This window comes from Pseudomonas sp. 1912-s, assembly GCF_029269205.1.
GTDB lineage: Bacteria > Pseudomonadota > Gammaproteobacteria > Pseudomonadales > Pseudomonadaceae > Aquipseudomonas.
The window spans coordinates 19,443-45,691 of record NZ_JARIXR010000026.1; the positions used below are offsets into that span (position 1 = coordinate 19,443).

General features: G+C 61.6%; 26 protein-coding genes. 13 read left to right on the forward strand and 13 right to left on the reverse strand.

The window, feature by feature from the left end; genetic code table 11:
* Positions 1 to 7 precede the first annotated feature (7 nt).
* The 3 genes from thiE to P3C29_RS25420 all read left to right on the forward strand — a co-directional run bounded on the left by thiE (position 8) and on the right by P3C29_RS25420 (position 2,724).
* Positions 8 to 631: a thiamine phosphate synthase gene (gene thiE / locus P3C29_RS25410; RefSeq protein ID WP_201125445.1), complete on the forward strand. Its 624-nt coding sequence runs from the start codon at positions 8 to 10 to the stop codon at positions 629 to 631.
* A gap of 17 nt (positions 632 to 648) precedes the next feature.
* Positions 649 to 1,932 (forward strand): glutamate-1-semialdehyde 2,1-aminomutase, encoded by a 1,284-nt coding sequence (gene hemL / locus P3C29_RS25415; RefSeq protein WP_063026923.1) that lies wholly within the window; start codon positions 649 to 651, stop codon positions 1,930 to 1,932.
* Between the two features lie 225 nt (positions 1,933 to 2,157).
* Positions 2,158 to 2,724, forward strand: a complete 567-nt coding sequence (locus P3C29_RS25420; protein WP_010174800.1) for a tetratricopeptide repeat protein — start codon at positions 2,158 to 2,160, stop codon at positions 2,722 to 2,724.
* A 39-nt stretch (positions 2,725 to 2,763) separates the two neighbouring features.
* Here P3C29_RS25420 and P3C29_RS25425 read toward each other — a convergent pair whose 3' ends face one another.
* On the reverse strand, positions 2,764 to 3,090 hold the full coding sequence (locus P3C29_RS25425) for a DUF1820 family protein (RefSeq protein WP_003215457.1): 327 nt from the start codon (positions 3,088 to 3,090) through the stop codon (positions 2,764 to 2,766).
* A gap of 133 nt (positions 3,091 to 3,223) precedes the next feature.
* Here P3C29_RS25425 and miaB point away from each other — a divergent pair, with 133 nt between their 5' ends.
* The 5 genes from miaB (at position 3,224) to lnt (ending at position 8,656) form a co-directional block, all read left to right on the forward strand.
* Entirely contained in the window at positions 3,224 to 4,552 is a 1,329-nt protein-coding gene (gene miaB / locus P3C29_RS25430) for a tRNA (N6-isopentenyl adenosine(37)-C2)-methylthiotransferase MiaB (RefSeq protein WP_275965784.1), read from the forward strand.
* A gap of 237 nt (positions 4,553 to 4,789) precedes the next feature.
* On the forward strand, positions 4,790 to 5,791 hold the full coding sequence (locus P3C29_RS25435; protein ID WP_010174798.1) for a PhoH family protein: 1,002 nt from the start codon (positions 4,790 to 4,792) through the stop codon (positions 5,789 to 5,791).
* On the forward strand, positions 5,784 to 6,257 hold the full coding sequence (gene ybeY / locus P3C29_RS25440; protein ID WP_003215452.1) for an rRNA maturation RNase YbeY: 474 nt from the start codon (positions 5,784 to 5,786) through the stop codon (positions 6,255 to 6,257). The genes P3C29_RS25435 and ybeY overlap by 8 nt, the downstream gene beginning before the upstream one ends.
* Positions 6,258 to 6,284: 27 nt before the next feature.
* Entirely contained in the window at positions 6,285 to 7,124 is an 840-nt protein-coding gene (locus P3C29_RS25445; RefSeq protein ID WP_003215451.1) for an HlyC/CorC family transporter, read from the forward strand.
* An 8-nt stretch (positions 7,125 to 7,132) separates the two neighbouring features.
* The gene (gene lnt / locus P3C29_RS25450; RefSeq protein WP_275965785.1) at positions 7,133 to 8,656 is read left to right on the forward strand and encodes an apolipoprotein N-acyltransferase; all 1,524 of its coding nucleotides are present in this window, start codon (positions 7,133 to 7,135) and stop codon (positions 8,654 to 8,656) included.
* A gap of 16 nt (positions 8,657 to 8,672) precedes the next feature.
* Here lnt and P3C29_RS25455 read toward each other — a convergent pair whose 3' ends face one another.
* Both P3C29_RS25455 and P3C29_RS25460 read right to left on the reverse strand, forming a co-directional pair.
* Positions 8,673 to 9,434, reverse strand: a complete 762-nt coding sequence (locus P3C29_RS25455) for a YdcF family protein (protein WP_275965786.1) — start codon at positions 9,432 to 9,434, stop codon at positions 8,673 to 8,675.
* A 99-nt stretch (positions 9,435 to 9,533) separates the two neighbouring features.
* Positions 9,534 to 9,851 carry a hypothetical protein gene (locus P3C29_RS25460; RefSeq protein ID WP_275965787.1) on the reverse strand — a complete coding sequence of 106 codons (318 nt, stop codon included), beginning with the start codon at positions 9,849 to 9,851 and terminating at the stop codon, positions 9,534 to 9,536.
* A 261-nt stretch (positions 9,852 to 10,112) separates the two neighbouring features.
* Here P3C29_RS25460 and leuS point away from each other — a divergent pair, with 261 nt between their 5' ends.
* The 5 genes from leuS to P3C29_RS25485 all read left to right on the forward strand — a co-directional run bounded on the left by leuS (position 10,113) and on the right by P3C29_RS25485 (position 16,126).
* The gene (gene leuS, locus P3C29_RS25465; protein ID WP_201125447.1) at positions 10,113 to 12,719 is read left to right on the forward strand and encodes a leucine--tRNA ligase; all 2,607 of its coding nucleotides are present in this window, start codon (positions 10,113 to 10,115) and stop codon (positions 12,717 to 12,719) included.
* Positions 12,720 to 12,807: 88 nt separating this feature from the next.
* Positions 12,808 to 13,413: an LPS assembly lipoprotein LptE gene (gene lptE / locus P3C29_RS25470; protein WP_275965788.1), complete on the forward strand. Its 606-nt coding sequence runs from the start codon at positions 12,808 to 12,810 to the stop codon at positions 13,411 to 13,413.
* A gap of 39 nt (positions 13,414 to 13,452) precedes the next feature.
* Positions 13,453 to 14,490 (forward strand): DNA polymerase III subunit delta, encoded by a 1,038-nt coding sequence (holA, locus tag P3C29_RS25475; protein ID WP_169386375.1) that lies wholly within the window; start codon positions 13,453 to 13,455, stop codon positions 14,488 to 14,490.
* Between the two features lie 84 nt (positions 14,491 to 14,574).
* A complete protein-coding gene (arfA, locus tag P3C29_RS25480) occupies positions 14,575 to 14,739 on the forward strand; it encodes an alternative ribosome rescue factor ArfA (RefSeq protein ID WP_003176285.1) in 165 nt (54 codons plus the stop codon).
* Positions 14,740 to 14,800: 61 nt separating this feature from the next.
* Complete coding sequence (locus P3C29_RS25485) at positions 14,801 to 16,126, forward strand: lytic murein transglycosylase (RefSeq protein ID WP_029616064.1); 1,326 nt, start codon at positions 14,801 to 14,803, stop codon at positions 16,124 to 16,126.
* A gap of 129 nt (positions 16,127 to 16,255) precedes the next feature.
* On the opposite strand, the gene P3C29_RS25490 is transcribed toward P3C29_RS25485, so the two are convergent.
* The 10 genes from P3C29_RS25490 to rlmH all read right to left on the reverse strand — a co-directional run bounded on the left by P3C29_RS25490 (position 16,256) and on the right by rlmH (position 26,248).
* Positions 16,256 to 17,191 carry an LD-carboxypeptidase gene (locus P3C29_RS25490; protein ID WP_275965789.1) on the reverse strand — a complete coding sequence of 312 codons (936 nt, stop codon included), beginning with the start codon at positions 17,189 to 17,191 and terminating at the stop codon, positions 16,256 to 16,258.
* 138 nt (positions 17,192 to 17,329) lie between these two features.
* Positions 17,330 to 18,325, reverse strand: coding sequence for a lipoyl synthase (lipA, locus tag P3C29_RS25495; RefSeq protein ID WP_010174789.1), 996 nt, complete (start codon positions 18,323 to 18,325; stop codon positions 17,330 to 17,332).
* A gap of 26 nt (positions 18,326 to 18,351) precedes the next feature.
* The gene (gene lipB / locus P3C29_RS25500; RefSeq protein WP_010174788.1) at positions 18,352 to 18,999 is read right to left on the reverse strand and encodes a lipoyl(octanoyl) transferase LipB; all 648 of its coding nucleotides are present in this window, start codon (positions 18,997 to 18,999) and stop codon (positions 18,352 to 18,354) included.
* The gene (locus P3C29_RS25505; protein WP_003215438.1) at positions 18,999 to 19,274 is read right to left on the reverse strand and encodes a DUF493 domain-containing protein; all 276 of its coding nucleotides are present in this window, start codon (positions 19,272 to 19,274) and stop codon (positions 18,999 to 19,001) included. The genes lipB and P3C29_RS25505 overlap by 1 nt, the downstream gene beginning before the upstream one ends.
* 84 nt (positions 19,275 to 19,358) lie before the next feature.
* On the reverse strand, positions 19,359 to 20,516 hold the full coding sequence (locus tag P3C29_RS25510; protein WP_010174787.1) for a D-alanyl-D-alanine carboxypeptidase family protein: 1,158 nt from the start codon (positions 20,514 to 20,516) through the stop codon (positions 19,359 to 19,361).
* Between the two features lie 186 nt (positions 20,517 to 20,702).
* A complete protein-coding gene (locus P3C29_RS25515; RefSeq protein WP_201125450.1) occupies positions 20,703 to 21,701 on the reverse strand; it encodes a septal ring lytic transglycosylase RlpA family protein in 999 nt (332 codons plus the stop codon).
* Positions 21,701 to 22,714, reverse strand: coding sequence for a lytic murein transglycosylase B (gene mltB, locus P3C29_RS25520; protein WP_275965790.1), 1,014 nt, complete (start codon positions 22,712 to 22,714; stop codon positions 21,701 to 21,703). The genes P3C29_RS25515 and mltB overlap by 1 nt, the downstream gene beginning before the upstream one ends.
* 17 nt (positions 22,715 to 22,731) lie before the next feature.
* Positions 22,732 to 23,835 (reverse strand): rod shape-determining protein RodA, encoded by a 1,104-nt coding sequence (gene rodA / locus P3C29_RS25525; protein ID WP_050543221.1) that lies wholly within the window; start codon positions 23,833 to 23,835, stop codon positions 22,732 to 22,734.
* Between the two features lie 31 nt (positions 23,836 to 23,866).
* The gene (gene mrdA, locus P3C29_RS25530; protein WP_010174783.1) at positions 23,867 to 25,765 is read right to left on the reverse strand and encodes a penicillin-binding protein 2; all 1,899 of its coding nucleotides are present in this window, start codon (positions 25,763 to 25,765) and stop codon (positions 23,867 to 23,869) included.
* Positions 25,766 to 25,780: 15 nt separating this feature from the next.
* Positions 25,781 to 26,248 (reverse strand): 23S rRNA (pseudouridine(1915)-N(3))-methyltransferase RlmH, encoded by a 468-nt coding sequence (gene rlmH, locus P3C29_RS25535; protein ID WP_003185785.1) that lies wholly within the window; start codon positions 26,246 to 26,248, stop codon positions 25,781 to 25,783.
* Position 26,249 lies beyond the last annotated feature (1 nt).

The window sequence follows — 26,249 nt, forward strand, 5'->3', positions numbered from 1 at the left end:
CTGTCCGATGAAACTACGTGGCCTTTATGCCATTACCGACAGCCAACTGTTGGCCGGCAAGTTCCTCGCCTACGTCGAAGCGGCGTTGGACGGTGGCGTGACCCTGTTGCAATACCGCGATAAAAGCAGCGACGAAGCGCGCCGCCTGCGGGAAGCCGAAAAGCTCCGTGAGCTGTGCTCGCGCTACAAGACACAACTGATCATCAACGATGACGCCGAACTGGCCGCGCGCCTCGGCGTCGGCGTACACCTGGGCCAGACCGACGGCCCGTTGACCCCGGCTCGTGCACTGCTGGGCTCCAAGGCGATCATCGGTTCCACCTGCCACAGCCAGATCGAGCTGGCCGAGCAGGCCGCCAAAGAGGGCGCCAGTTACGTCGCCTTCGGCCGCTTCTTCAACTCCAACACCAAGCCCGGCGCCCCGGCGGCCACCGTTGAACTGCTGGCCCAGGCCCGCGCGCGGTTGCACCTGCCGATCTGCGTGATCGGCGGCGTCACCCTGGAAAACGCCGAACCACTGGTGGCCCACGGTGCCGACCTGCTGGCGGTGGTGCACGGCCTGTTTGGTGCCGACAGCACCCAGGAAGTCACCCGCCGCGCCCGCGCCTTTAACGATCTTCTAAAATCTTGAATTCAGAGAACACGATCATGTCCCGTTCCGAAACCCTGTTTGCCAATGCCCAGAAACACATCCCCGGCGGTGTGAACTCCCCCGTGCGAGCGTTCAAGAGCGTTGGCGGCACCCCGTTGTTCTTCAAGCATGCCGAAGGCGCCTACGTCACTGACGAAGATGACAAGCGTTACGTCGACTACGTGGGTTCGTGGGGCCCGATGATCCTCGGCCACAGCCACCCGGACGTGCTGGATGCAGTACGCCAGCAACTGCAACACGGCCTGTCCTATGGCGCACCCACCGCCATGGAAACCGAGATGGCAGACCTGGTCTGCTCCATCGTGCCGTCCATGGAGATGGTGCGGATGGTCAGCTCCGGCACCGAAGCCACCATGAGTGCGATTCGCCTGGCCCGTGGTTTCACCGGCCGCGACAGCATCATCAAGTTCGAAGGCTGCTACCACGGCCACTCCGACAGCCTGCTGGTCAAGGCCGGTTCCGGCGCACTGACCCAGGGCGTACCGAGCTCCGCCGGGGTGCCGGCCGCGTTTGCCAAACACACCCTGACCCTGCCGTTCAACGACATCGCCGCCGTCGAGCAGATGCTCAGCGAAGTCGGCCAGGAAGTGGCCTGCATCATCGTCGAGCCAGTGGCCGGCAACATGAACTGCGTACCGCCGGCACCGGGCTTTCTGGAAGGCCTGCGCGAACAGTGCGACAAGCACGGCGTGGTGCTGATTTTTGACGAAGTGATGACCGGTTTCCGCGTTGCCCTCGGCGGCGCCCAGGCGTACTACGGCGTGACGCCCGACCTGAGCACCTTCGGCAAGATCATAGGTGGCGGCATGCCGGTGGGCTGCTTCGGCGGCAAGCGAGAAATCATGCAACACATCGCGCCACTGGGCCCGGTGTACCAGGCGGGCACGCTCTCGGGTAACCCGCTGGCCATGGCCGCCGGCCTGACCACCCTGCGCCTGATCAGCCGCCCGGGCTTCCACGCCGAGCTGACCGACTACACCACCCGCCTGCTGGACGGCCTGCAACAGCGCGCCGACGCGGCTGGCATTCCGTTCGTGACCACCCAGGCGGGCGGCATGTTCGGCCTGTACTTCAGCGGCGCCGACGACATCGTCACCTTCGACGACGTGATGGGCAGCGATGCCGATCTGTTCAAGCGCTTCTTCCACCTGATGCTGGAAGGTGGCGTGTACCTGGCACCGAGCGCCTTTGAAGCCGGTTTCACCTCGATTGCCCATGGTGATGCCGAGCTGAAACTGACCCTCGACGCCGCTGAACGCGCCTTCGCCGCCTTGAAATAAGCGCCTCAAAAACCTGACGTCGCCCCTGGCGGCGTCAGATTTGCTACTTTGCTTACAGATATTTCCGTCTTTTTTCGAGAATTTACCTGCAATCCGGCAGATAACTTGCCCACGCAGCAGAAAAACGAGTAAAGACTTTGTAAGCAGGTGCCTGCTTATTTCATAATGCGCGCTTATTGGATCCCCCCGTGGGTCCCGCGCCCCGTCAGAGGTAAGTCGATTCCCATGAAACGCACCGGCCGCACCCTGGTTCTGGGCTGCCTGTTGCTCCTTCAGCCGCTGCTGGCGTTTGCCCAGGCAGGCGGCAACTCGTTGTTAATCCCAGCGATGGGTCGTTGCACCCTCAATACCCAGCCAGAAAGCCAGGCCGAAGCCCTGAGCGCGTGCCAGAAACAGGCCGATGGTGGGGATGCGCAGGCGCAATACGAGTTGGGCGAGTACTTCTACGACAGTAAAAACCCCGCACGCGACCTCAACAAAGCCTTGAACTACTTCGAGAAAGCCTCGTTGCAGGGCCACGCCCAGGCGCAATTCCAGCTGGGCACCATGTTTTTCCACGGCGAAGGCGTACCGGCCAATAACGTTCAGGCGTATATCGTGCTGAAAATGGCGGCGGTCAATGGCGCCGAAGATGCGCTGGACACGGCCGACGAAGTGGCCGAGCACATGCAGCGCGACGAACTGGAAGTGGCGACCCAGGTACTGGGGCAGATTTTCCGCAACTACCTGCAGGAACTGCAGAGTGCAGATGGCAGCTCGCCATTCTCGCCACTGCCGGATCCTTCACGCTGAGGAATTGCTCCCATGCATGGCATGGGAACATTCACGGTCTTACTTCTCTGGCATCGGCATCGGAAACGGCATGACGTTGCTCATGCCCCGGGCCTCGCTGATTTTCGGCGTCCCCAGGCGCTCGACTTCATCGATGCGCACAATCGAATGCATCGGCACAAAACTGCGCACCACGCCTTCGAACTGAGCCTTGAGTTTTTCCTCGCCCGGGTCGACGACCAGCTGTGTGCGCTCGCCAAAGACGAACTCTTCCACTTCCAGGAAGCCCCACAGATCACTTTGATAGATCTGCTTGGCGTACATTTCGAACACCTGGCCCTGGTTAAGGAAAATCACCTTGTAGATTGGAGCTTCACGTTTGGTCATGGTGGGCGGGTAACACATCGGGGGATATAAAAGAGGGCGCGAACTATAGCATGGCGTCCGATGCACAGTGCTAGGAACCTATCGGCATGCCCCCTATAATGCGCGGTTCTTTACCACCAGTTGACGATCCCCCATGGCCAAGAAGCTTTACATCGAAACCCACGGTTGCCAGATGAACGAGTACGACAGCTCGCGCATGGTCGATCTGCTGGGTGAACATCAGGCCCTGGAAGTCACCGCCCGCGCCGAAGATGCCGACGTGATCCTGCTCAATACCTGCTCGATCCGCGAGCGGGCCCAGGACCGGGTCTACTCGCAGCTGGGCCGCTGGCGCGAGCTGAAACTGGCCAACCCGGACATGGTGATCGCCGTTGGCGGTTGCGTGGCCAGCCAGGAAGGCGCCGCCATCCGCGACCGCGCACCGTATGTCGACGTGGTCTTCGGCCCGCAAACCCTGCACCGCCTGCCGGAAATGATCGACGCCGCCCGCATCACCAAGCTGCCGCAAGTCGACGTCTCGTTCCCGGAAATCGAAAAATTCGACCACCTGCCCGAGCCGCGCATCGACGGCCCGAGCGCGTATGTGTCGGTGATGGAAGGTTGCAGCAAGTACTGCACCTTCTGCGTGGTGCCGTACACCCGCGGCGAAGAAGTCAGCCGCCCGTTCGACGACGTGCTGGCAGAGATCATCCACCTGGCCGAGAACGGCGTGCGCGAAGTGACCCTGCTGGGGCAGAACGTCAACGGTTATCGCGGCCGGACCCACGATGGGCGCCTGGCTGACCTCGCGGAGCTGATCCGCGTGGTGGCTGCCGTCGACGGGATCGAGCGGATCCGCTACACCACCTCGCACCCGCTGGAGTTCTCCGACAGCCTGATCCAGGCCCACGCCGAAGTGCCGGAACTGGTCAAACACCTGCATCTGCCGGTGCAATCGGGCTCGGACCGCATTCTCTCGGCCATGAAGCGCAACCACACCGCCCTGGAATACAAATCCAAACTGCGCAAATTGCGTGCGGCAGTCCCGGGGATTTGCATCAGTTCGGACTTTATCGTCGGCTTCCCGGGCGAAACCGAGAAAGATTTCCAGCAGACCATGAAGCTGATTGAAGACGTCGGTTTCGACTTCTCCTACTCCTTCGTCTACAGCCAGCGCCCGGGCACCCCGGCGGCCGACCTGCTCGACGAAACCCCGGAAGCGTTGAAGAAGGAGCGTTTGAACGCCCTGCAACACCGCCTCAACCAGCAGGGTTTCGAGATCAGCCGACAGATGGTGGGTTCGACCCAGCGCATCCTGGTCACCGACTACTCGAAAAAGGACCCTGGCGAATTGCAGGGCCGGACCGAGAACAACCGGATCGTCAACTTCCGTTGCGATAATCCGACGCTGATCGGGCAGTTCGCCGACGTGCACATCGACGCGGCGCAACCGCACTCGCTGCGCGGCTCGCTGGTTAACTGAGAGCCCGGTTTTCAAGGCAAATGAAGATCAAATGTGGGAGCTGGCTTGCCTGCGATAGCGATATAACAGGCAGCCTCTCTTTTGGACGTGCCGGCCTCATCGCAGGCAAGCCAGCTCCCACACTGGATCGCCTTTGTTCTTGAGAGCGGGTCCGGGATATATAAGTGCTTTCGCACGCAGCCTGCTGGCGTTATCCTTGATTTCATCTTAATTGCCCCAGGGCGGCTAAAAGCGACCTTGAACGCACCCATAGAACCACATCGTTTTCTCCTCGAGCCCTTTGAGGCTCGCCGTTTCGCCAATCTGTGCGGACAGTTCGACGAGCACCTGCGCCTGATCGAACAACGCCTGAGCATCGAGATCCGCAACCGCGGCAATCAATTCGAGCTTATTGGTGAACCCCAACACACCACCTCGGCAGAAAACCTTCTGCGCCGCCTCTACCGGGAAACCAAAGGTAGCGAGCTGTCGCCAGAAACGGTGCACCTGTACCTGCAGGAATCCGCGGTGCAAGACCTGGCCAATAACCCGGTGGCCGAAGCCAGCGTGGCCCTGCGCACCAAGAAAGGCATGATTCGCCCTCGCGGCTTGAATCAGCAGCGCTACGTCAAAGAGATTCTGGGCAACGACATCAACTTCGGCATCGGCCCGGCCGGTACCGGCAAGACCTACCTGGCCGTGGCTTGCGCGGTCGACGCCCTGGAGCGCGAGCAGGTGCGACGCATCCTGCTGGTGCGCCCGGCGGTGGAAGCTGGCGAGAAACTGGGCTTTCTGCCCGGCGACCTGGCCCAGAAGATCGACCCGTACCTGCGCCCGCTCTACGACGCCCTCTACGAGATGCTCGGCTTCGAATACGTGGCCAAGCTGATCGAGCGCCAGGTGATCGAAATCGCCCCGCTGGCCTACATGCGCGGTCGTACGCTGAACAACAGCTTCATCATCCTCGACGAAAGCCAGAACACCACCGTCGAGCAGATGAAAATGTTCCTCACCCGGATCGGCTTCGGCTCCACGGCCGTGATCACCGGCGACGTCACCCAGGTCGACCTGCCCAAAGGCACCAAATCGGGCCTGGCCCAGGTGATCGAGGTGCTCAAGGACGTGCCGGGGATCAGCTTCACCCACTTCATGCCCAAAGACGTGGTACGTCACCCGTTGGTGCAGCGCATTGTCGAAGCCTACGAGCGCTTCGACCACCGCGACGACCAACCGGCCAAGGACACTCGCCGCGATGCTTGAGCTTGACCTGCAACTGGCCACTGAAGCGCCCGCCCCCAGCGAAGAACAGTTCCGCCAGTGGTGCACCCTGGCCCTGCGCCAGCGCACCGCCGACTCGGAACTGACCATTCGCCTGGTGGACGAGCCCGAAGGCCGTGAACTGAATCACACCTGGCGACAAAAAGACTACGCAACCAACGTGCTGTCGTTTCCCGCCGACGTACCCGATGAGCTGCTGGATATCCCGTTGCTGGGGGATCTTGTTATCTGCGTCGAAGTGGTCGAGCGTGAAGCAAAGGAACAAGGCAAGGAACTTGAAGCCCACTGGGCCCATCTGGTCATCCACGGCTGCTTGCATCTCTTGGGTTACGACCATATAGACGATGACGAAGCCGAAGAAATGGAAGCACTGGAACGAACGTTGCTTGCAGAACTGGGTCATCGCGACCCGTATGCAGACGACGAAATTGCAACTACACCTAACTGAAACAATAAAGGATTTAGAGTAATCGCTATGAGCGAAGACCGATCGAGCAACGGGCAAAAGTCATGGCTGGGGAAACTCACCCAGGCCTTTGCCCACGAGCCGAAAAACCGCCAGGAGCTGCTGGAGCTGCTGCGCGAGGCACATCAGAACAAGTTGCTGGACAGCGAAGCGCTGGCCATCGTCGAAGGCGCCATCCAGGTGGCTGACCTGCAAGTACGGGACATCATGGTTCCGCGCTCGCAGATGGTCAGCATCAAGGCGACCCAGACCCCTCGGGAGTTCCTCCCGGCCGTCATCGACTCCGCGCACTCGCGCTACCCGGTGATCGGCGAAAGCCATGACGACGTCATGGGCGTCCTGCTGGCCAAGGACCTGCTGCCGCTGATCCTCAAGGAGAACGGCGACAGCTTCAACATCAAGGACCTGCTGCGTCCTGCCACCTTCGTCCCCGAATCCAAGCGCCTGAATGTGCTGCTGCGCGAATTTCGTGCGAACCACAATCACATGGCCATCGTGATTGACGAATACGGCGGCGTTGCCGGCCTGGTGACCATCGAAGACGTGCTGGAACAGATCGTCGGCGACATCGAGGACGAACACGATGTCGAAGAAGACAGCTATATCAAGCCGCTGCCCAGCGGTGACTTCCTGGTCAAGGCCCTGACGCCGATCGAGAACTTCAACGAGTTCTTCGACAGCGAATTCTCCGACGATGAATTCGACACCGTCGGCGGCCTGGTGATGAGCGCGTTCGGGCATCTGCCAAAACGTAACGAGACCACCGAGATCGGTGCCTATCGCTTCCGCATCCTGAATGCTGATAGCCGTAGGATCCATCTGATCCGCCTGACACCTATTGCCCGCTAAGGACTGACATGCGCCGTATGATTGCACCCGGCTGGCCCGGTAACCTGCTGGCTGTGGTGGCCGGTGCCATCACCACCCTGGCGCTGGCGCCGTTCGATCTCTGGCCATTTGCGCTGGTGGCGGTCGGTTTCTTTTATGCGGGACTGCGTGAGCTGACACCGCGCCAGGCCTTGTGGCGCGGCTGGTGTTTCGGCTTCGGCCTGTTTGGCGCCGGCACCAGCTGGATCTATTACAGCATCCACCATTTCGGCGGCGCTTCGGTGCTGCTGGCGGGCATGCTGATGCTCGCGTTTACCGCGGCAATTGCCTGGTTCTTTGCCCTGCCCGCGTGGCTCTGGGCGCGCTGGCTGCGCCGCAACGAAGCGCCATTGGCCGATGCCCTGGCCTTCGCGGCCTTGTGGGTGGGCCAGGAAGCGTTTCGCGGCTGGTTCCTCACCGGCTTTCCATGGCTTTATTCCGGTTACAGCCAGCTCGACGGCCCCCTCACCGGCCTCGCACCACTGGGTGGCATGTGGCTGATTTCCTTTGCCCTGGCGCTGACTGCCGCCTTGATCTTCAACCTGCCACGTTTGCTGGCAGGCAAGCGCAACCTGTTCATCGGTGCCGGCTTGCTGCTATTGGTGGCGCCATGGGCCATCGGCCTGGCACTCAAGCATCACGCCTGGACCACCCCGGCTGGCGCACCACTGACGGTGGCGGCCGTCCAGGGCAACGTCGAACAAAGCATGAAATGGGACCCCGAGCAGCTCAATGCCCAGCTCGCGCTGTACCGTGACATGAGTTTTACCTCCAAGCCCGTCGACCTGCTGGTGTGGCCGGAAACCGCCGTGCCCGTACTCAAGGAGTCCGTCGAAGGCTACCTGGGCATGATGGGCAAGTTCGCCGCTGACCGGCACACCGCGCTGATCACCGGCGTGCCGATCCGCCAGGAAGTGCACCACCACAAGCGCTTCTTCAATGGCATCACTGTGGTGGGTGAAGGCGACGGCACCTACCTGAAGCAAAAGCTGGTGCCGTTTGGCGAGTACGTACCGTTGCAGGACATGTTGCGCGGTTTGATCGCGTTCTTTGACCTGCCGATGTCGGACTTTGCCCGCGGCCCGGCCGACCAGGCACTGTTGCAGGCCAAGGGCTATCAGATTGCGCCGTTCATTTGCTATGAAGTGGTGTACCCGGAATTCGCCGCCGGCCTGTCGGCCCGCAGCGATTTGTTGCTGACCATCAGCAATGACACCTGGTTCGGCCGCTCCATCGGCCCGCTGCAGCATTTGCAGATGGCCCAGATGCGCGCCCTGGAAGCCGGCCGCTGGATGATCCGCGCCACCAACAATGGCGTCACCGGCCTGATCAACCCGTACGGGCAGATCACCGCGCAGATCCCGCAGTTTGAACGCGGGATTCTCTACGGCGAGGTGGTGCCGATGCACAACCTCACGCCGTACCTGCAATGGCGGTCGTGGCCGTTGATCATCCTGTGCCTTGGCCTGTTCGGCTGGGCCTTGCTGGCCGGGCGGATGTCCAAGACCGTGTAGGAATGGCGCCTGTGGGTTATCGGTAAAACAACCGATAACCCACCTGCCCCACCGCTTCATTCAGCAACTGCCCGCTTTGCCATATCGCCTTGAATTCCGGCATCCAGCCACCCAATGGCCGGGCATTGTCTACCCCCATAAAGCCCACCGGCGCCGGCACCACCGTGAACCCGGCCTTTTCGAAGCTCCAGCGCGAGCGCGGCATGTGCGCAGCGTGAGTGACCACCACCACTCGCTTGATGCCCTGCGGCAACAGAATCTCGGCACTCATCTGTGCGTTTTCCCACGTGGTGCGGCTGCGTTCTTCTTTCCAACGCACGCTCACGCCGAAGTCATCCTGCATCGACACCGCCATCAGTTCCGCCTCGCTGGGCGGCGTGCCGTAGTGCAAGCCACCGGTGGTCAGCACCGGCAAGCCTGAAGCTTTTGCCAGTCGCGCGGCATAGCGCTGACGCTCAAGGCCGATACCGGTCGGCTGATCAGCACCCCATGCCAGATCCCCGCGTTCGCGCCCGGAACCCAATACCACGATGGCATCAGCCCGCTGCGCCAGGGTCGCCCATTCGTCACGCGCCAACGGCGGTTCGGTCGAAAGTGCTTTTGCCCCCCACTCCACCACCACCGGCAGGCTCATCAACCACATCCCGCCGAACCCCAGCGCAAAGCACACCGCCGCGAGGCGCGGACGGCTGCGACGAAACCACCAGGCAAGGGCCAGCAACAGCAACAGAATGCCGGGCGGCAACAGCAATTGTTTAATGAAATAACGAATAGGCATCGGGCATCTCCAAAGATGCCCGAAGCCTAAGGTGTAACGGGGTTTAGCGACAATCTTTACCAGAACACACGCTGAGAAGGCTACAGATAACGCGGTGCTTCACTTGGAACGCACGGACCGGAGTTTTTCCGGGCTGCGACCGGCCGATAAATCCTTGAGCCATACCACCTTGGCCGACTGCGAAAACTCCTGGGCTGGCGGGGAGGCCATGCCATGGGGCGCGCGATGCTCATTTAACGCCAGATACGCCCTGATCACTTCCAGCTCTGCCTGGCTCAAGCCACGCAGTTCCAACTCCAGAGGCCGTTCATCACACAATCGGCCAGAGGTTTTTGCTGCATCCAGTGCTCGACCCAAACGGTCGATCAGTCCTTCGTACACCTGCGGTTTCGTCAAAGTTCGCTGCGAATCAACCATCCCTCACCTCATTGAAGATAAGACTCACTCCCCACTAAACAGCGTAGTCCTGCTGGCCCTGCCTGCCTGACGCCGCGACCAACGGCCTTGGCGGCGCAATCAGGGTTTCCCTCGATAGAGTGGGGTCATGTATGCTACGGCGCTTCCTGTAACTCCACTTCCCGCAGGGTTTGGGCACGGACGCGCCGTTTTTTGGTGTCGATCAACCTGAACGTTGCACCGAAGAGGATTAGGCCACCCCTATTCAGTTCAAAAGTAGCCATGCACGAACAATATCAGCCCCGTGAAATAGAAAATGCCGCCCAGTCGTTCTGGGATGAGCAAAAGTCCTTTGAAGTCAGTGAACAGCCAGGCAAGGAGACTTTCTATTGCCTATCGATGTTCCCTTACCCCAGCGGCAAGCTTCACATGGGGCATGTGCGCAACTACACCATCGGCGACGTAATCTCCCGCTACCAGCGCATGCTGGGCAAGAACGTCCTGCAACCCATGGGTTGGGACGCCTTCGGCATGCCGGCGGAAAACGCCGCGATGAAGAACAACGTAGCGCCCGCCAAGTGGACCTACGAAAACATCGCCTATATGAAGACCCAGCTGCGCAGCCTGGGCCTGGCGGTGGACTGGTCCCGCGAGGTGACCACCTGCAAGCCTGATTACTACCGCTGGGAACAATGGCTGTTCACTCGCCTGTTCGAAAAAGGCGTGATCTACAAAAAGAGCGGCACCGTCAACTGGGACCCGGTGGACCAGACCGTGCTGGCCAACGAACAAGTGATCGATGGCCGCGGCTGGCGTTCCGGCGCGCTGATCGAAAAGCGCGAAATCCCGATGTACTACTTCAAGATCACCGCCTACGCGGATGAACTCTTGTCGAGCCTCGACGATTTGCCGGGCTGGCCCGAGCAGGTCAAGACCATGCAGCGCAACTGGATCGGCAAGTCCCGTGGCATGGAAGTGCAGTTCCCCTACAACGTCGATTCCATCGGCGCAGAAGGCGTACTGAAAGTCTTCACCACCCGTCCGGACACCCTGATGGGCGCGACCTACGTCGCCGTGGCCGCCGAACACCCGCTGGCCACCCAGGCCGCACAGAACAACCCTGAGCTGCAGGCGTTCATCGCCGAATGCAAAGGCGGCAGCGTCGCCGAAGCCGACGTCGCCACCCAAGAGAAAAAAGGCCTGCCGACCTCGCTGTTCGTCGAGCACCCGCTCACCGGTGAGAAACTGCCGGTGTGGGTCGCCAACTATGTGCTGATGCACTACGGCGATGGCGCAGTAATGGCTGTGCCGGCGCATGACGAGCGCGACTTCGAATTCGCCGTGAAATACAACCTGCCGATCAAGTCCGTCGTGCGCACAAGCTCGGGCGACACCAACCCGGCTCCGTGGCAGGACGCGTACAACGAACACGGCACCCTGATCAATTCCGGCGAGTTCGACGGCCTGGATTTCGAAGGCGCGTTCGACGCCATCGAAGTAGCCCTGATCAAGAAAAACCTCGGTGCCTCGCGCACCCAGTTCCGCCTGCGTGACTGGGGCATCAGCCGCCAGCGCTACTGGGGCTGCCCGATCCCGATCATCCACTGCGAAACCTGCGGTGACGTGCCGGTGCCGGAAGACCAACTGCCGGTCGTGCTGCCGGAAGACGTGGTGCCGGACGGTGCCGGCTCGCCCCTGGCGCGCATGCCTGAGTTCTACGAATGCACCTGCCCGAAATGCGGTGCCCCGGCCAAGCGTGAAACCGACACCATGGACACCTTCGTGGAGTCCTCGTGGTACTACGCCCGCTACGCCTCGCCACACTATGAAGGCGGCCTGGTGGAAAAATCCGCGGCCGACCACTGGCTGCCGGTGGACCAGTACATCGGCGGTATCGAACACGCCATCCTTCACCTGCTGTACGCGCGCTTCTTCCACAAGCTGATGCGCGACGAAGGCCTGGTGAGCTCCGACGAGCCGTTCAAGAACCTGCTGACCCAAGGCATGGTGATTGCCGAGACTTATTACCGTCGCGAAGCCAATGGCGCCTACACCTGGTTCAACCCGGCCGATGTCGAACTGGTGCGTGACAGCAAGGCCAAGGTCATCAGCGCAAAACTGATCTCCGACGGCCTGCCGGTGGAAATCGGCGGCACCGAGAAGATGGCCAAGTCGAAGAACAACGGCGTCGATCCACAGTCGATGATCGATCAGTTCGGCGCAGACACCTGCCGCCTGTTCATGATGTTCGCCTCGCCGCCAGACATGAGCGCCGAATGGTCCGACTCCGGTGTCGAGGGTTCGCACCGTTTCCTCAAGCGCGTCTGGCGCCTGGCGCACGCCCATGTCAGCCAGGGTTTGCCGGGCAAACTGGACGTTGCCGCCTTGAGCGATGAGCAAAAAACCATTCGCCGCAGCACCCACCTGGCCATCCGCCAGGCCAGCCAGGACGTGGGCCAGCACCACAAATTCAACACGGCCATCGCCCAGGTGATGACGCTGATGAACGTGCTGGAAAAAGCGCCGCAGGCCACCGAACAGGACCGCGCACTGGTACAGGAAGGCCTGGAAACGGTCACCCTGCTGCTGGCGCCGATCACGCCGCACATCAGCCACGAACTGTGGAGCCGTTTGGGCCACAGCGGTGCAGTCATCGATGCCGGCTGGCCGGTACAGGATGACAGCGCCCTGGTACAGGACACGCTGCAACTGGTGATTCAGGTCAACGGCAAGCTGCGCGGCCAGATCGACATGCCGGCCAGCGCCAGCCGTGAAGACGTCGAAGCCGCCGCCCGTACCAACGAAAACGTGCTGCGCTTCACCGAAGGCCTGACGATCCGCAAAGTGATCGTGGTGCCCGGCAAACTGGTCAATATCGTCGCTAGCTAATCGGATCGGGCGCCAGGGCATACCCTGGCGCCGAACAAAACCTCCAGGGCCTCGATAAGGCCCACATGGTTTCAAGGGGAGCATCAAAATGATCAAACGCAATCTGCTGGTTATGGGCCTTGCCGTGCTACTGAGCGCTTGTGGCTTCCAGCTGCGCGGCACCAACCACACCGAGCTGACGCTCAAGGAACTCGACGTCACCGCCCGCAACTCCTACGGCGAGACGGTAAAACAGCTGCGCCAGGTCCTGGAAAGCAGTGGCGTCAAAGTCTATTCAGGCGCGGCTTACAAACTGAACCTGGCGGACGAAAAAGAAGACCAGCGTAACCTCAGCTACGCCAGTGCCGGGCGCTCTTCGGACGTCGAACTGAGCACCACGCTCTACTTCGAAATCCAGGGCCACGACCACCTGCCGCTGATGGCCGACAAGATCGTCGTGCAGAAAGTCGTGAGCCACGACGGCAACAACCTGGTGGGTTCGGACTCCGAAGTCACCCAGGTGCGCAAGGAAATGCGTCGTGAACTGGTGCAGCGCATGGTTCTGCGCCTGCAACTGATCACCCCGGAGCAATTGGATAAGCTGCAGCAAACGGCAGATGCCAAGGCCAAGGCGGATGCCGATGCGCTGAAAGCGGCGCAAGAGTATGAAAACAGCCAGCCGAAACAATCGCCTGTCGAAGTCCCAGCCGAGTAAGCCAGACGGGGCGCCCCAAGCGCCCCGTTCGCCCTGCCTATGAAACTTGCCCCCGCCCAACTCGCCAAGCACCTGCAAGGCAGCCTTGCGCCCGTCTACATCGTCAGCGGTGATGACCCGCTGCTGTGCCAGGAGGCTGCGGACGCGATTCGCACGGCCGCCCGCCAACAGGGCTTCGATGAGCGCCAGGTGTTCAGCGCCGACGCCAGTTTCGACTGGGGTACGCTGCTGCAGGCCGGGGCGAGCATGTCTCTGTTCGCCGAGAAACGCCTGCTGGAACTGCGGCTGCCTTCGGGCAAGCCGGGTGACAAGGGCGCGGCGGCACTGATGGAATACTGTGCGCGCCCGGCTGAAGACACACTGTTGCTCATCAGCCTGCCCAAGCTCGATGGCAGCGCGCAGAAAACCAAGTGGGGCAAGGCGCTGGTTGAAGGGGCTCAGACCCAGTTCATGCAGATCTGGCCGGTGGACAGCGGGCAATTGCCACAGTGGATTCGCCAGCGCCTGTCCCAATCCGGGCTGACCGCCAGTCATGACGCGGTAGAGCTGATCGCGGCGCGAGTGGAAGGCAACCTGTTGGCCGCCGCCCAGGAAATCGAAAAGCTCAAGCTGATGGCCGAAGGTGGCCAGATCACTGTCGAAACCGTACAAGGCGCCGTGGCTGACAGCGCACGCTTTGACGTGTTTGGCCTGGTGGACGCGATCCTGAACGGCGAACCCGCCCACGCCCTGCGCATGCTCGAAGGGTTGCGCGGTGAAGGCGTCGAGCCACCGGTGATTCTCTGGGCCCTGGCCCGGGAATTGCGCCTGCTGGCCAATATTGCCCTGCAATACAGCCAGGGCATCCCGTTGGACAAGGCCTTCAGCCAGGCGCGACCACCGGTGTGGGACAAGCGCAAACCGCTGATCAGCAAAGCCCTGCAACGGCACTCGGCGCAACGCTGGGCGCAATTGCTGCTGGAAGCCCAGCGCATTGACGCGCAGATCAAAGGCCAGGCCGCCGGATCGCCATGGATGAGCCTGAGTCGTTTGTCACTTTTGATGTCAGGACAGCGCCTGGCGTTGCCTGCTGAATAGTCCTACGCGTCGCTGGGCTGGACAGAATCCAAACTTCGGCAGATGATTCGCACCGCATCATCAACCCGCCAAAGAGTAACCATCATGAGCAAAAAGCCATCCAAGCATGGCCCCAACAAGGCCAAATCCATCATCGCCCAGCCGTTGTTCCGCAGTCGCCAGGAACGCGCCGGCAAGGGCAAAGGCAGCTACCGCCGCGAAGCCTTCCAGTCTAATAGCTGGGAGGCTTCTTACTTTCTGGCTGCCTGAAGGCAAGCGCCCCTCTGGCATGATAAGGTCTGTACCTGATTCGTATTCCCTGGACCTGTGCATGCCCTCTAGTCTTTCCCGTCGTTGGCACCTTCGCCAACTGATCGCTGCCTCCAGCCTCATTCTGTTAGTCGCCTGCGCAGAAAAACCTACCGCCGCCGATGCCCAACCCCTGCCCCCGCTCCAGACTGCACCGGTAGCTGCGCCTGCCGTCGTTGCACCACTGGCGGTGGACAATCTTGATATCCAGCCAACCCAGACCTTTGCCGAATGGCAGGCGGGCTTTCGCGTGGAAGCCTTGAAGGCCGGTATCACGCCACAGGTGTTCGACACTGCGTTTGCCAATGTCGTACCCGACATGGCGGTGATCCGCGCTGACCGCAGCCAGCCTGAGTTCTCCCGCCCGGTGTGGGAATACCTCGACGGCGCCCTGTCGCCGCTGCGCGTGCGCAATGGCCAGGCGCTGCTGGTGAAATACGCCGACATTCTGCAGCGCATTGAGGACCGTTATGGCGTCGACCGCCAGGCACTGGTCTCGGTGTGGGGCATGGAGAGTAACTTCGGCCAGTTTCAGGGCAACAACTCGGTGATCCGCTCCCTGGCGACCCTGGCCTATGAGGGCCGTCGCCCGGCGTTCGCTCAAGCGCAACTGCTGGCGGCGCTGCAAATCATCCAGCACGGTGATATCGCCGCCGACCAGATGAAAGGTTCCTGGGCCGGGGCCATGGGCCAGACCCAGTTCATCCCGACCACCTATAACACCCACGCGGTGGACTTCGACGGTGACGGCCGCCGCGATATCTGGAACAGCCCGGCCGACGCCCTCGCCTCCACCGCGCACTACCTGCAAAGCTCCGGCTGGCAGAAAGGCCAGCCGTGGGGCTTTGAGGTGCAGCAACTGCCGTTGAATTTTGATTACGCCCTGGCCGATGGCAGCGTGCGCAAAACCGTTGGCGAGTGGTTGACACTGGGGATCCAGGTGCCACCTGGCGCCAGCGTCCCGGCCAACGTAAACCAGCTTTCCGCAGCCCTGCTGCTACCGGCCGGCTATCGTGGCCCGGCGTTCCTGGTGCTGGACAACTTCCGCGCGATCCTCAAGTACAACAACTCATCGTCCTACGCGCTGGCGGTGGGCTTGTTGTCGGAAAGGTTCGGTGGCGGAGGCGTGATCCGTGGGAGCTGGCCGAAAGACGAGCTGCCATTGACGCGTTCACAGCGGATTGACTTGCAGACGGTGCTCAGCGCCAATGGTTACGACGCAGGCAACCCGGACGGCATCATCGGCGCCAATACCCGCAAGGCGATTCGTGCTGCGCAGCAGTCCCTGGGCTGGCCGGCGGATGGTTATCCGACGGTGAAGCTGCTGGAGTCGTTGCAGAGCCGCTAGATTACTGTACGGCCGCTACCGCCATCGCAGGCAAGCCAGCTCCCACCTTGACCGCGTATATCACTAACAACGCGATCAAAGGTGGGAGCTGGCTTGCCTGCGATGAGGCCTTCAGAAGCAACAGAAGGTTCAGGCCTTGAACACCACATCCTGCTCCAACACCAACCGCTTCTCCCCCGCATCCAGCCGCACCCTCGCGCCCATCGGCAACGTGAGGTTCGGGTTGCAATGCCCGCTGCGCCAGCCGGCCAGCACAGGAATGCACAGTGGCTCGAAAGTCTCCTTAAGCAGTCGCTCAAGCGCAACGCTATCAACCCCGGCCACATCCCCCACCACCACACCCGCGACCTGAGCCAACTTGCCCGCAAGGCGCAAATGGGTGAGCAACCGGTCGATTCGGTACAGCGGCTCGTTGATGTCTTCGATAAACAGAATGATGCCCTCGGCATCAATCTCGAACGCCGTGCCCATCACGGCTGCGATCATCGACAGATTGCCGCCCAGCAGCCGCCCGCAGGCGATGCCTGGCTCGACAGTGGTCAATGGGTAGGCCACCGGGTGGGTCAGCTGGCTGCCCGCCTTCACCTGGCCACGCAGCATGCTGAACAGTGAAGATTCGGTCGGCTGTTGCTTTTCACCCAACAGGTCGGCGTTGAACATCGGCCCGTGAAAGGTGACGAAACCGGCATAACGGTTGATCGCCAGGTGCAACGCGGTGATATCGCTGTAGCCTACAAATGGCTTGGGGTTGGCCCGCAGCAGTTCAAAGTCCAGGCGGTCCAGCAGGCGCGGCGTGCCGTAGCCACCCCGCAGGCAAAAAATCGCGTCGATGGCCGGGTCGGCGAATGCGGCGTGCAGGTCATTCAGGCGTACGTCATCACTGCCGGCCAGGTAGCCATCACGCTGCCCCACACCCGGGAAAACCCGCAGTGTGTAGCCCCGGGCACGCATCCATTGCGTGGCCTTGTCGATATCCAGCTCGGCCGGCCCGGCAGGGGCAATCAGCCCGATCACGCCTTCGGCGCGCAGCGCAGGTACCGCACAAGTGGTCAATTGAGTCGTCATCCATGGTTCTCCTCATGTGGATTGCCCAAGGCACTCTAAACAGCAATGGTTGCAAACAGAAGAGGAGGAATCAGCCGCTGGATGCGGAAAAAGAGGGTGTAGCAGTGGGAGCGGGAAACCCCGCCCCCACAGTCGGTATCAGGACACCAGACTGGCCTTGACCAGTTTCGCCTGCTCGTCGGCGTGGTACGAGGAACGTACCAGCGGGCCGGAAGCGACGTTCTTGAAGCCCATCTTGTAGCCTTCTTCGGCAAACCAGGCGAACACGTCCGGGTGCACGAAGCGCTGTACCGGCAAGTGGCTGCGGGACGGCTGCAGGTACTGGCCGAGAGTCAGCATGTCGATGTCGTGTTCGCGCATGCGCTTCATGACTTCGATGACTTCTTCGTCGGTTTCGCCCAGGCCCAGCATCAGGCCGGATTTGGTCGGAATGTGCGGCATCATCTGCTTGAATTTCTGCAGCAGGGTCAGCGACCACTGGTAGTCCGAACCCGGGCGCGCGGCCTTGTACAGGCGCGGTACGGTTTCCAGGTTGTGGTTGAACACATCCGGCGGCTCGGCAGCGGTGATTTCCAGTGCTACGTCCATGCGGCCACGGTAGTCCGGGACCAGGGTTTCGAGCATCACGTTCGGCGACAGCTTGCGGATCTCGCGGATGCAGTCGGCAAAGTGCTGGGCACCGCCGTCGCGCAGGTCGTCTCGGTCAACCGAGGTGATCACCACGTACTTGAGTTTCAGGTCGGCGATGGCGATGGCCAGGCTTTCCGGCTCGTTGACGTCCAGTGGCTTCGGCCGGCCGTGGCCAACGTCGCAGAACGGGCAACGACGGGTGCAGATGTCACCCATGATCATGAAGGTGGCGGTGCCGCCGGAGAAGCACTCGCCCAGGTTCGGGCAGGACGCTTCCTCGCACACGCTGTGCAGCTTGTGTTTGCGCAGCAGGGACTTGATGCGGTCGACTTCCGGCGAAACCGGGATGCGCACGCGAATCCAGTCAGGTTTCTTCGGCAGTTCGGTGGTCGGAATGATCTTCACCGGGATGCGTGCAACCTTCTCGGCGCCGCGCAGCTTGACGCCGGCTTCCACCTTGGCACGCGGGGCCGGACGCTCGGTGATATCCAGCGTCGGGATCATGGTTTGCACTGCATCAGTAGTCATAATCAGTCGATTCCGCCCGTTAGGGTCGTCTGCTCAGCATAGTCGAGGTGTTTGACGAGCTGCGCGCGCAGCCGGGCACTTACCTCGGCAAATTCTAGTGGTGTTGCGTGATCGCTCAACTGGGTCATCGCCAAACCGGCGTAGCCACAGGGATTGATCCGGCGAAACGGCGCCAGGTCCATGTCCACGTTCAGGGCCAGGCCATGAAAGGAACAACCGTGGCGAATCCGCAGGCCCAGGGAGGCGATTTTCGCGCCATCTACGTAAACCCCCGGTGCATCCGGCTTGGCGGCTGCGGTCACGCCGTAGCTGCCCAGCAGCTCGATCAGGCATGACTCCATGCGACTGACCAGCTCACGCACGCCAAAACCCAGCCTGCGCACGTCCAGCAACAGATAAGCCACCAATTGGCCTGGGCCATGGTAAGTCACCTGCCCGCCGCGGTCGACCTGCACCACCGGGATTTCTCCCGGCAGCAGCAAATGCTCGGCCTTGCCGGCCTGGCCCTGGGTGAAAACAGGCGGGTGCTCCACCAGCCAGATCTCATCCGGGGCTTCGGTGCCACGCTCGTTGGTGAACCGCTGCATGGCGTGCCACACCGGTTCGTATGCCATTTGGCCGAGCTCGCGAAAGCCCAGGGTCTGTGACATCACAACACCATGTGCACGAAGCCGGTAGCCCGCAGTTCGCTATTGATGTTGTAGAGCTGGTCCTGGTCAGTCGCCACGATGTGCAACTGAATGGTGGTGTACTTGCCGTTGGTGCTTTGACGCTCATCCACACGGTCATGGTTGATCGTTGCGTGTTTCTTGACGATCTCGATGATCTTGTCTTTGTTGCCCACACCCGTATCGCTGATCACCTTGACGGGATAGTCCACGTTTGGGAATTCGATCTTTGGCGCCTTTACTTCGGTATCGGTCATGGCGTAACGGCCTCGTAAGCGTAAGCCGTGGCGACGGGCATAACCCCGCGCCGGATCAGCGCGAGGTCATGCAGGTGCACACTATCAGTTGAACAAGCTGTAGAAGAATAGACGGATGCTATCCCACACGCGTCGGAAGATACCACCTTCGTCGACGGCGTCCAGAGCGATCAGGTCGGCGCTGTGGATCACTTTGTCGTCCAGTTTCACTTCGACCTTACCGATAACATCGCCCTTGGCGATCGGTGCGACCAATTGCGGGTTCATGGTCATGCTGGCAGCGAGCTTCTTGAGCTGGCCTTTTGGCATGGTCAGGGTCAGGTCTTCAGCCAGGCCAGCCTTGACTTGATGGGTCGCGCCTTTCCACACAGGGGCTTGAGCCAGCTCGGTGCCCTTCTGGTAGAAGGTCTGGGTTTCGAAGAAACGGAAGCCATAGGTCAGCAGCTTCTGCGTCTCGGCCGCACGGGCCTGCTCGCTGTTGGTACCGAACACCACGGCAATCAGACGCTGGCCGTCACGGACAGCAGACGACACCATGCAGTAGCCGGCTTCTTCGGTGTGGCCGGTTTTCAGACCATCGACGGTCTTGTCACGCCACAGCAACAGGTTGCGGTTAGGCTGCTTGATGTTGTTCCAGAAGAACTCCTTCTGGGAGTAGATCGCGTAGTGCACCGGGTCGACACGAATGATCGCGCGGGCCAGGATCGCCATGTCGTGAGCCGACGAGTAGTGCTCCGGGTTCGGCAGGCCGGTCGGGTTCATGAAGTGGCTGTTGGTCATGCCCAGGTCGGCCACGGTTTTGTTCATCATGTCGGCGAACGCGTCTTCGCTGCCGGCGATGTGCTCGGACAGCGCCACGCTGGCGTCGTTGCCGGACTGGATGATGATGCCGTGCAGCAGGTCGCTGACCGTTACCTGCGAGCCCACCTTGATGAACATCCGCGAACCGCCGGTACGCCAGGCGTTTTCGCTGACGGTGACCGGATCGTTTTCACCGATCTGGCCGCGACGGATTTCCAGGGTCGCGATGTAGGCAGTCATCAGCTTGGTCAGGCTGGCTGGGGGCAGGCGCTGGTCACCGTTGTTCTCCACCAGCACGTTACCGCTGGCGGCATCCATGAGCACCCAGGCCTTGGCGGCCAGTTGCGGTGAAGCCGGCACCATTTCCACCGCCCAGGCGGCAGGAGTGATGATCAGCGAAAGAAGCAGGCACGTGCGTTTGGCTAAGGTGGTGATGTTCATCCGTCTCTCGAAATTGCTTATGGAAACTTGCCCTCGCGGGCAAAACTATTCAGACAGCCCGTCGCCAGACTGTCGCGTGTTCGGTTGTACGCCCACCCCTTGCCCCTGGGTTTTTTATTGTTCAACGAGCCAACAACCAGGGCTCAAACCCGCGTGCGAGCCTGAGCCATCAATCCTTTGTCTTGCTTATTCGGCGGTGACCACGCTGGGTTGCCCCAGGTTGGCCATGCGCACACTGTTCTGTACTTGCGCCACTTCACTCGGCGAACCGATCGGGCCCATGCGCACACGGTGCAGGGTCTGCTGGTTACGCACAATAGAGCTGATGAAGACCGGCGCGCTGACCATCCCGCTGAGCTTGGACCTTAACAGCTCTGCCGCGTCCGGGTTGGCGAAAGCGCCCACTTGCAGGTACTGCCCGCCCACGGTGGAAGCCCCCGGTGCGGCATGCGGTACGACGACAGTGTCGGGGGCGTGCTGCGCCGGTGGCGGTGTCCACTGCTCGATCTTGCCGGCGGATGCGGTCACTTGCGGTTGTGGGGTCTGCGGCTCGTTGAGCATCAACGGCGCCGGCTTGCCACGCTGGGCCCAGTACTGGGCCGGGTCGATACCTTCCACCTTCACCCGCGCCGTGCCGATCTCGGCGTACCCGAGTTTCTTCGCGGCGGCGTAGGACAAGTCGATGATCCGATCCGAATAGAACGGCCCACGGTCATTGACCCGCAGGATCACCGTGCGGTTGTTGTCCAGGTTGGTCACGCGTACGTAGCTGGGCAGCGGCAGGGTCTTGTGGGCCGCGCTCATGCCGTACAGGTCATACACTTCGCCGTTGGCGGTGTTCTGGCCATGGAACTTGGTCCCGTACCAGGACGCCGTGCCCGATTGCACGTAGGTCTTGGAGTCTTGCAGCGGGAAGTAGTTTTTGCCCAGCACGGTATAGGGGTTGGCCTTGTAAGGGCCGGTGTGCAGGGTCGGCGTGGCGTCCGGGATTTTCGAAACATCCACATCCCACCACGGCGCGCCGTCTTTGTGGGCGCGGTTGATGTCCAGCCCCGGCTGGGAGCGGATGGCGGTGCCACCGGCTTTTTGCACCGGTGCACGACTGGTGGAGCAACTGACCACCAACAACGACAATGCGGCGTATGCCACCAGCTTCAGGGGTTTGTACATCGGTGATACCGGCATTACTTGACGCCCCGTGCTTGGACCAGCATGTCTGACAGCTGATGCACGGCCATGGCGTACATCACACTGCGGTTATAACGCGTGATTGCGTAGAAATTCTTCAGGCCCATCCAATATTCCGGGCCGTTCTCGCCTTCGAGGCGGAACGCCGTCACCGGCATATCATCGCGTGGCGCATTCTGACTCGACCACCCCAGCGCCCGCAACTCCCCGACCGTCTTGGCCGGCTCGATACCCTGGGTCAGGCCTTCGTCGGCGCGGTCACCCGTCACCTCGGCGCGGATCACCACCGGCTCGCCGGCGACCCAGCCATGACGCTTGAAGTAGCTGGCAACACTGCCGATGGCGTCATCGGGGTTGCTCCAGATATTGATATGGCCGTCACCGTCGAAGTCCACGGCGTACGCGCGAAAGCTGCTGGGCATGAACTGCGGCAAACCCATCGCCCCGGCATAGGAGCCCTTGAGGGTCAGCGGGTCGACCTGTTCTTCACGGGCCAGCAACAGGAACTCGCGCAGCTCCTTGCGGAAGAATTCGGCGCGCGGCGGGTAATCGAAGCCCAGGGTCGACAGCGCGTCGATCACCCGGTAGCTGCCGGTGTTGCGGCCGTAGAAGGTTTCGATGCCGATGATTGCCACGATCACTTGAGCCGGTACGCCGTACTCCTGCTCGGCGCGGGCCAGCACGGCTTCGTGCTGGCGCCAGAAGTCCACGCCACGTGCCACGCGGGCGTCGGTCAGGAACATCGGGCGATATTCCTTCCACTGTTTTACGCGTTCGGCGGGCCGGGAGATGGCGTCGAGGATCGCCTGCTTGCGCTGGGCTTCACGAAACACGCCCATCAGTTGTTCACCGGCGAAACCATAGTCACGGGTCATCTCACCGACAAACTCGGCGACCTGGGGCGAACCGTCATAGTCGCCGGCCTGCGCTTCCTGCACAGCGGCTCCCAGCAGGCCCAGCAGGCCCATCCAGGACACGTGCCGAGCCGCCCAGCCGCGCATTACTTGCATTGACATCTTCACCTTATTCAAACCTGTGCGATCCACTTACGATGGGTATGGATCGACATCAAAACCCCAAACGCTGACATCAATGTCACCAGCGAAGTTCCGCCGTAGCTAATGAACGGCAACGGCACCCCAACCACCGGCAACAGGCCACTGACCATACCGATGTTGACGAAAACGTAAACAAAAAACGTCATGGTGAGGCTGCCGGCGAGCAATTTGCCGAACAGCGTCTGCGCCTGGGCGGTAATCACCAGGCCACGACCGATCAGCAGCAAGTAAATCAGCAACAGTGCGCAGATGCCCACCAGGCCGAACTCCTCCCCCATCACCGCGATAATAAAGTCGGTGTGGCTTTCCGGCAAAAAGTCCAGGTGCGACTGGGTGCCCAGCAGCCAGCCCTTGCCGAATACACCGCCGGAACCAATGGCCGCCTTGGACTGGATGATGTTCCAGCCGGTGCCCAGCGGGTCGCTCTCCGGATCAAGGAAGGTAAGGATTCGCTGCTTCTGATAGTCGTGCATGAAAAAGAACCACATGGCCACGGCCACCGGCACGGCGGCGGCCAGCACGCTGAGGATCCAGCGCCAGCGCAGCCCACCCATGAACAGCACGAACGCACCGCCCGCGAGGATCAGCAGCGACGTGCCGAGGTCGGGCTGGCGCACGATCAGGATGAACGGCACGCCAATCAATATCAGGCTGATGCCCACGTGCTTGAGTTGGGGCGGCAATGTGCGTTTTGACAGGTACCAGGCGATGGTCGCCGGCATCAAAATCTTCATGAATTCCGACGGCTGGAAGCGGATCACCCCCGGGATATTGATCCAGCGGGTCGCGCCCATGGCGTTGTGGCCCATGACGTCCACCACCACCAGCAGCAACACGCCGGCGACATAACCCAGCGGCACCCAGCGCGCCATGAAGCGCGGCTCGAGCTGGGCGATCACCACCATCGACAACAGGCCCAGGCCAAACGAGGACGCTTGCTTGATCAGCAGGTCCCAGTTCTTGCCACTGGCCGAATACAGGACGAACAGGCTGCCGGCCGCCAGGGTCAGCAGCAGGATCAGCAGCGGGCCATCAATGTGCATGCGCTGCAGCAAGGTGGCGCGTCGGCGCATCACATCCTCGCTGGAGAGGATGCGATCAAAATTACTCTTCACTGGCCGTAACCTCGGTGCTTGAAGGGGGGCCGCCATATTCGGGCTTGAGCCTGCCGTCGTCGGCCAACAGCCAGGCGTCCATCACCTGGCGCACCACGGGCGCGGCCACGCCAGAACCGGACTCGCCGTTCTCGACCATCACCGCCACGACGATTTTCGGGTTGTCGGCCGGGGCAAAGCCGACGAACAAGGCGTGGTCGCGATGACGCTCCTGAACTTTGGAGCGGTCGTATTTCTCGCCCTGCTTGATCGCGACCACCTGGGCGGTACCGCTCTTGCCGGCAATCCGGTACTGCGCGCCCACCGCCGCTTTACGCGCGGTACCCCGGGCGCCGTGCATCACTTGCTGCATGCCGTGATTGACCTTGGTCCAGTCGGACGGGTCACGCAGCACAATGTCCGGAATCGGGTTTTCATCCAGCGGGCGTTCGCCCTCGATGGTCTTGGCCAGGTGCGGGCGGTTCCACACCCCTTTGTTGGCCACCAGCGCGGTGGCCTGGGCCAGTTGCAGCGGCGTGGCCTGCATATAGCCCTGGCCGATCCCCAGGATCAGGGTTTCGCCCGGGAACCACGCCTGGCGACGAGTCGCACGCTTCCACTCGCGGGACGGCATCAGGCCGGGGGATTCTTCGAACATGTCCAGGGAGACTTTCTGACCGAGGCCGAACTTGCCCATGTAGGCCGACAGCCGATCAATCCCCAGCTTGTGGGCCAGGTCATAGAAGTAGGTGTCGTTGGAACGCATGATCGCCGTGTCCAGGTCCACATAGCCGTCGCCGGTGCGGTTCCAGTTACGGTATTTGTGATCGTAGTTGGGCAGCATGTAGTAGCCGGGGTCGAACACGCGGCTCGATGCGGTCACCACACCCGAGTCCAGGCCGGCAATGGCTACCGCGGGCTTGATGGTCGAACCCGGTGGATACAGGCCGCGCAATACACGGTTGAACAACGGCCGGTCAATGGAATCCCGCAGCTCGGCGTAGGCCTTGAAGCTGATCCCGGTGACAAACAGGTTCGGGTCAAAACTCGGCTGGCTGACCATTGCCAGCACTTCGCCAGTGCTCGGATCCAGCGCCACCACGGCGCCACGGCGACCGCCCAGGGCCATCTCCGCCGCTTCCTGCAGCTTGATGTCCAGGCTCAGCACGATGTCCTTGCCGGGCACCGGATCCGTTCGCTTGAGCACCCGCAGCACGCGGCCTCGGGCGTTGGTCTCAACTTCCTCGTAACCCACCTGGCCGTGCAGTTCCGGCTCGTAGAAACGCTCGATGCCGGTCTTGCCGATATGGTGGGTGCCGCTGTAGTTGACCGGGTCGAGGGTCTTGAGCTCTTTCTCGTTGATCCGGCCCATGTAGCCGACCGAATGCGCGAAGTGCGCCCCTTGCGGGTAGTGCCGCACCAATTGCGCCACCACTTCCACACCCGGCAGCCGGAACTGGTTCACCGCGATCCGGGCGATCTGTTCTTCGGTCAGCTCGAACAGGATCGGCACCGGCTCGAACGGCCGGCGCCCCTGCTTCATACGTTTCTCGAAGATCACCCGGTCTTCCGGCGTCAGTTGCAGCACCTCGACGATCACATCAAGGATCTGCTGCCAGTCGCCGGAACGTTCGCGAGTCATGCTCAGGCTGAAGCTGGGCCGGTTATCCGCGACCACCACGCCATTGCGATCGAAAATCAGCCCACGGGTCGGCGGAATCGGCTGCACATGCACCCGGTTGTTTTCCGACAATGTGGAGTGATAGTCGTACTGGATCACCTGCAGGAAATACAGGCGCGCAATCAACACCCCCAGCAGTACCACCACCAAAATCGCGCCAAACACCACCCGCGCGCGTACAAGACGTGCGTCTTTCTCGTGGTCCTTGATGCGGATCGGCTGGGTCATCAGGCAGGGCGCAGATTATTTGTGGTAAGGGTGCCCGGACAGAACTGTCCAGGCGCGATACAGCTGTTCACCGATCAGGATTCTTACCAACGGGTGCGGCAGTGTCAGGGGCGACAGCGACCAGCGCTGGTCCGCCCGCGCGCACACTTCCGGCGCCAGCCCCTCGGGGCCGCCGACCATGAAGTTGACCGTGCGCGAATCCAGACGCCAGCGATCCAGTTCCACCGCCAACTGCTCGGTGCTCCAGGGCTTGCCGTGCACTTCGAGGGTCACGATCCGCTCGTTGGGCCCGACCTTGGCCAGCATGGCTTCGCCTTCCTGACGGATAAAGCGGGCCACGTCGGCATTCTTGCCCCGGGTGTTGAGCGGTATTTCCACCAGTTCCAGCGCCAATTCGGATGGCAGGCGCTTGGCATATTCATGCCAGCCTTCTTCCACCCACTTGGGCATGCGTGAACCGACAGCGATCAGACGCAGGCGCACA

What these genes read in the sequence shown, in the direction of transcription:
- P3C29_RS25515 (WP_201125450.1), bottom strand. Translation starts at nt 21,701, where the DNA reads ATGCCGGTATCACCGATGTACAAACCCCTGAAGCTGGTGGCATACGCC.
- ybeY (WP_003215452.1), top strand. Translation starts at nt 5,784, where the DNA reads ATGCTTGAGCTTGACCTGCAACTGGCCACTGAAGCGCCCGCCCCCAGC.
- lptE (WP_275965788.1), top strand. Translation starts at nt 12,808, where the DNA reads ATGATCAAACGCAATCTGCTGGTTATGGGCCTTGCCGTGCTACTGAGC.
- P3C29_RS25510 (WP_010174787.1), bottom strand. Translation starts at nt 20,516, where the DNA reads ATGAACATCACCACCTTAGCCAAACGCACGTGCCTGCTTCTTTCGCTG.
- P3C29_RS25420 (WP_010174800.1), top strand. Translation starts at nt 2,158, where the DNA reads ATGAAACGCACCGGCCGCACCCTGGTTCTGGGCTGCCTGTTGCTCCTT.
- P3C29_RS25490 (WP_275965789.1), bottom strand. Translation starts at nt 17,191, where the DNA reads ATGACGACTCAATTGACCACTTGTGCGGTACCTGCGCTGCGCGCCGAA.
- holA (WP_169386375.1), top strand. Translation starts at nt 13,453, where the DNA reads ATGAAACTTGCCCCCGCCCAACTCGCCAAGCACCTGCAAGGCAGCCTT.
- rodA (WP_050543221.1), bottom strand. Translation starts at nt 23,835, where the DNA reads ATGCGCCGACGCGCCACCTTGCTGCAGCGCATGCACATTGATGGCCCG.
- mrdA (WP_010174783.1), bottom strand. Translation starts at nt 25,765, where the DNA reads ATGACCCAGCCGATCCGCATCAAGGACCACGAGAAAGACGCACGTCTT.
- lipA (WP_010174789.1), bottom strand. Translation starts at nt 18,325, where the DNA reads ATGATCCCGACGCTGGATATCACCGAGCGTCCGGCCCCGCGTGCCAAG.
- mltB (WP_275965790.1), bottom strand. Translation starts at nt 22,714, where the DNA reads ATGCAAGTAATGCGCGGCTGGGCGGCTCGGCACGTGTCCTGGATGGGC.
- P3C29_RS25445 (WP_003215451.1), top strand. Translation starts at nt 6,285, where the DNA reads ATGAGCGAAGACCGATCGAGCAACGGGCAAAAGTCATGGCTGGGGAAA.
- lipB (WP_010174788.1), bottom strand. Translation starts at nt 18,999, where the DNA reads ATGTCACAGACCCTGGGCTTTCGCGAGCTCGGCCAAATGGCATACGAA.
- P3C29_RS25425 (WP_003215457.1), bottom strand. Translation starts at nt 3,090, where the DNA reads ATGACCAAACGTGAAGCTCCAATCTACAAGGTGATTTTCCTTAACCAG.
- P3C29_RS25460 (WP_275965787.1), bottom strand. Translation starts at nt 9,851, where the DNA reads ATGGTTGATTCGCAGCGAACTTTGACGAAACCGCAGGTGTACGAAGGA.
- P3C29_RS25485 (WP_029616064.1), top strand. Translation starts at nt 14,801, where the DNA reads ATGCCCTCTAGTCTTTCCCGTCGTTGGCACCTTCGCCAACTGATCGCT.
- P3C29_RS25455 (WP_275965786.1), bottom strand. Translation starts at nt 9,434, where the DNA reads ATGCCTATTCGTTATTTCATTAAACAATTGCTGTTGCCGCCCGGCATT.
- leuS (WP_201125447.1), top strand. Translation starts at nt 10,113, where the DNA reads ATGCACGAACAATATCAGCCCCGTGAAATAGAAAATGCCGCCCAGTCG.
- miaB (WP_275965784.1), top strand. Translation starts at nt 3,224, where the DNA reads ATGGCCAAGAAGCTTTACATCGAAACCCACGGTTGCCAGATGAACGAG.
- lnt (WP_275965785.1), top strand. Translation starts at nt 7,133, where the DNA reads ATGCGCCGTATGATTGCACCCGGCTGGCCCGGTAACCTGCTGGCTGTG.
- arfA (WP_003176285.1), top strand. Translation starts at nt 14,575, where the DNA reads ATGAGCAAAAAGCCATCCAAGCATGGCCCCAACAAGGCCAAATCCATC.
- P3C29_RS25505 (WP_003215438.1), bottom strand. Translation starts at nt 19,274, where the DNA reads ATGACCGATACCGAAGTAAAGGCGCCAAAGATCGAATTCCCAAACGTG.
- thiE (WP_201125445.1), top strand. Translation starts at nt 8, where the DNA reads ATGAAACTACGTGGCCTTTATGCCATTACCGACAGCCAACTGTTGGCC.
- hemL (WP_063026923.1), top strand. Translation starts at nt 649, where the DNA reads ATGTCCCGTTCCGAAACCCTGTTTGCCAATGCCCAGAAACACATCCCC.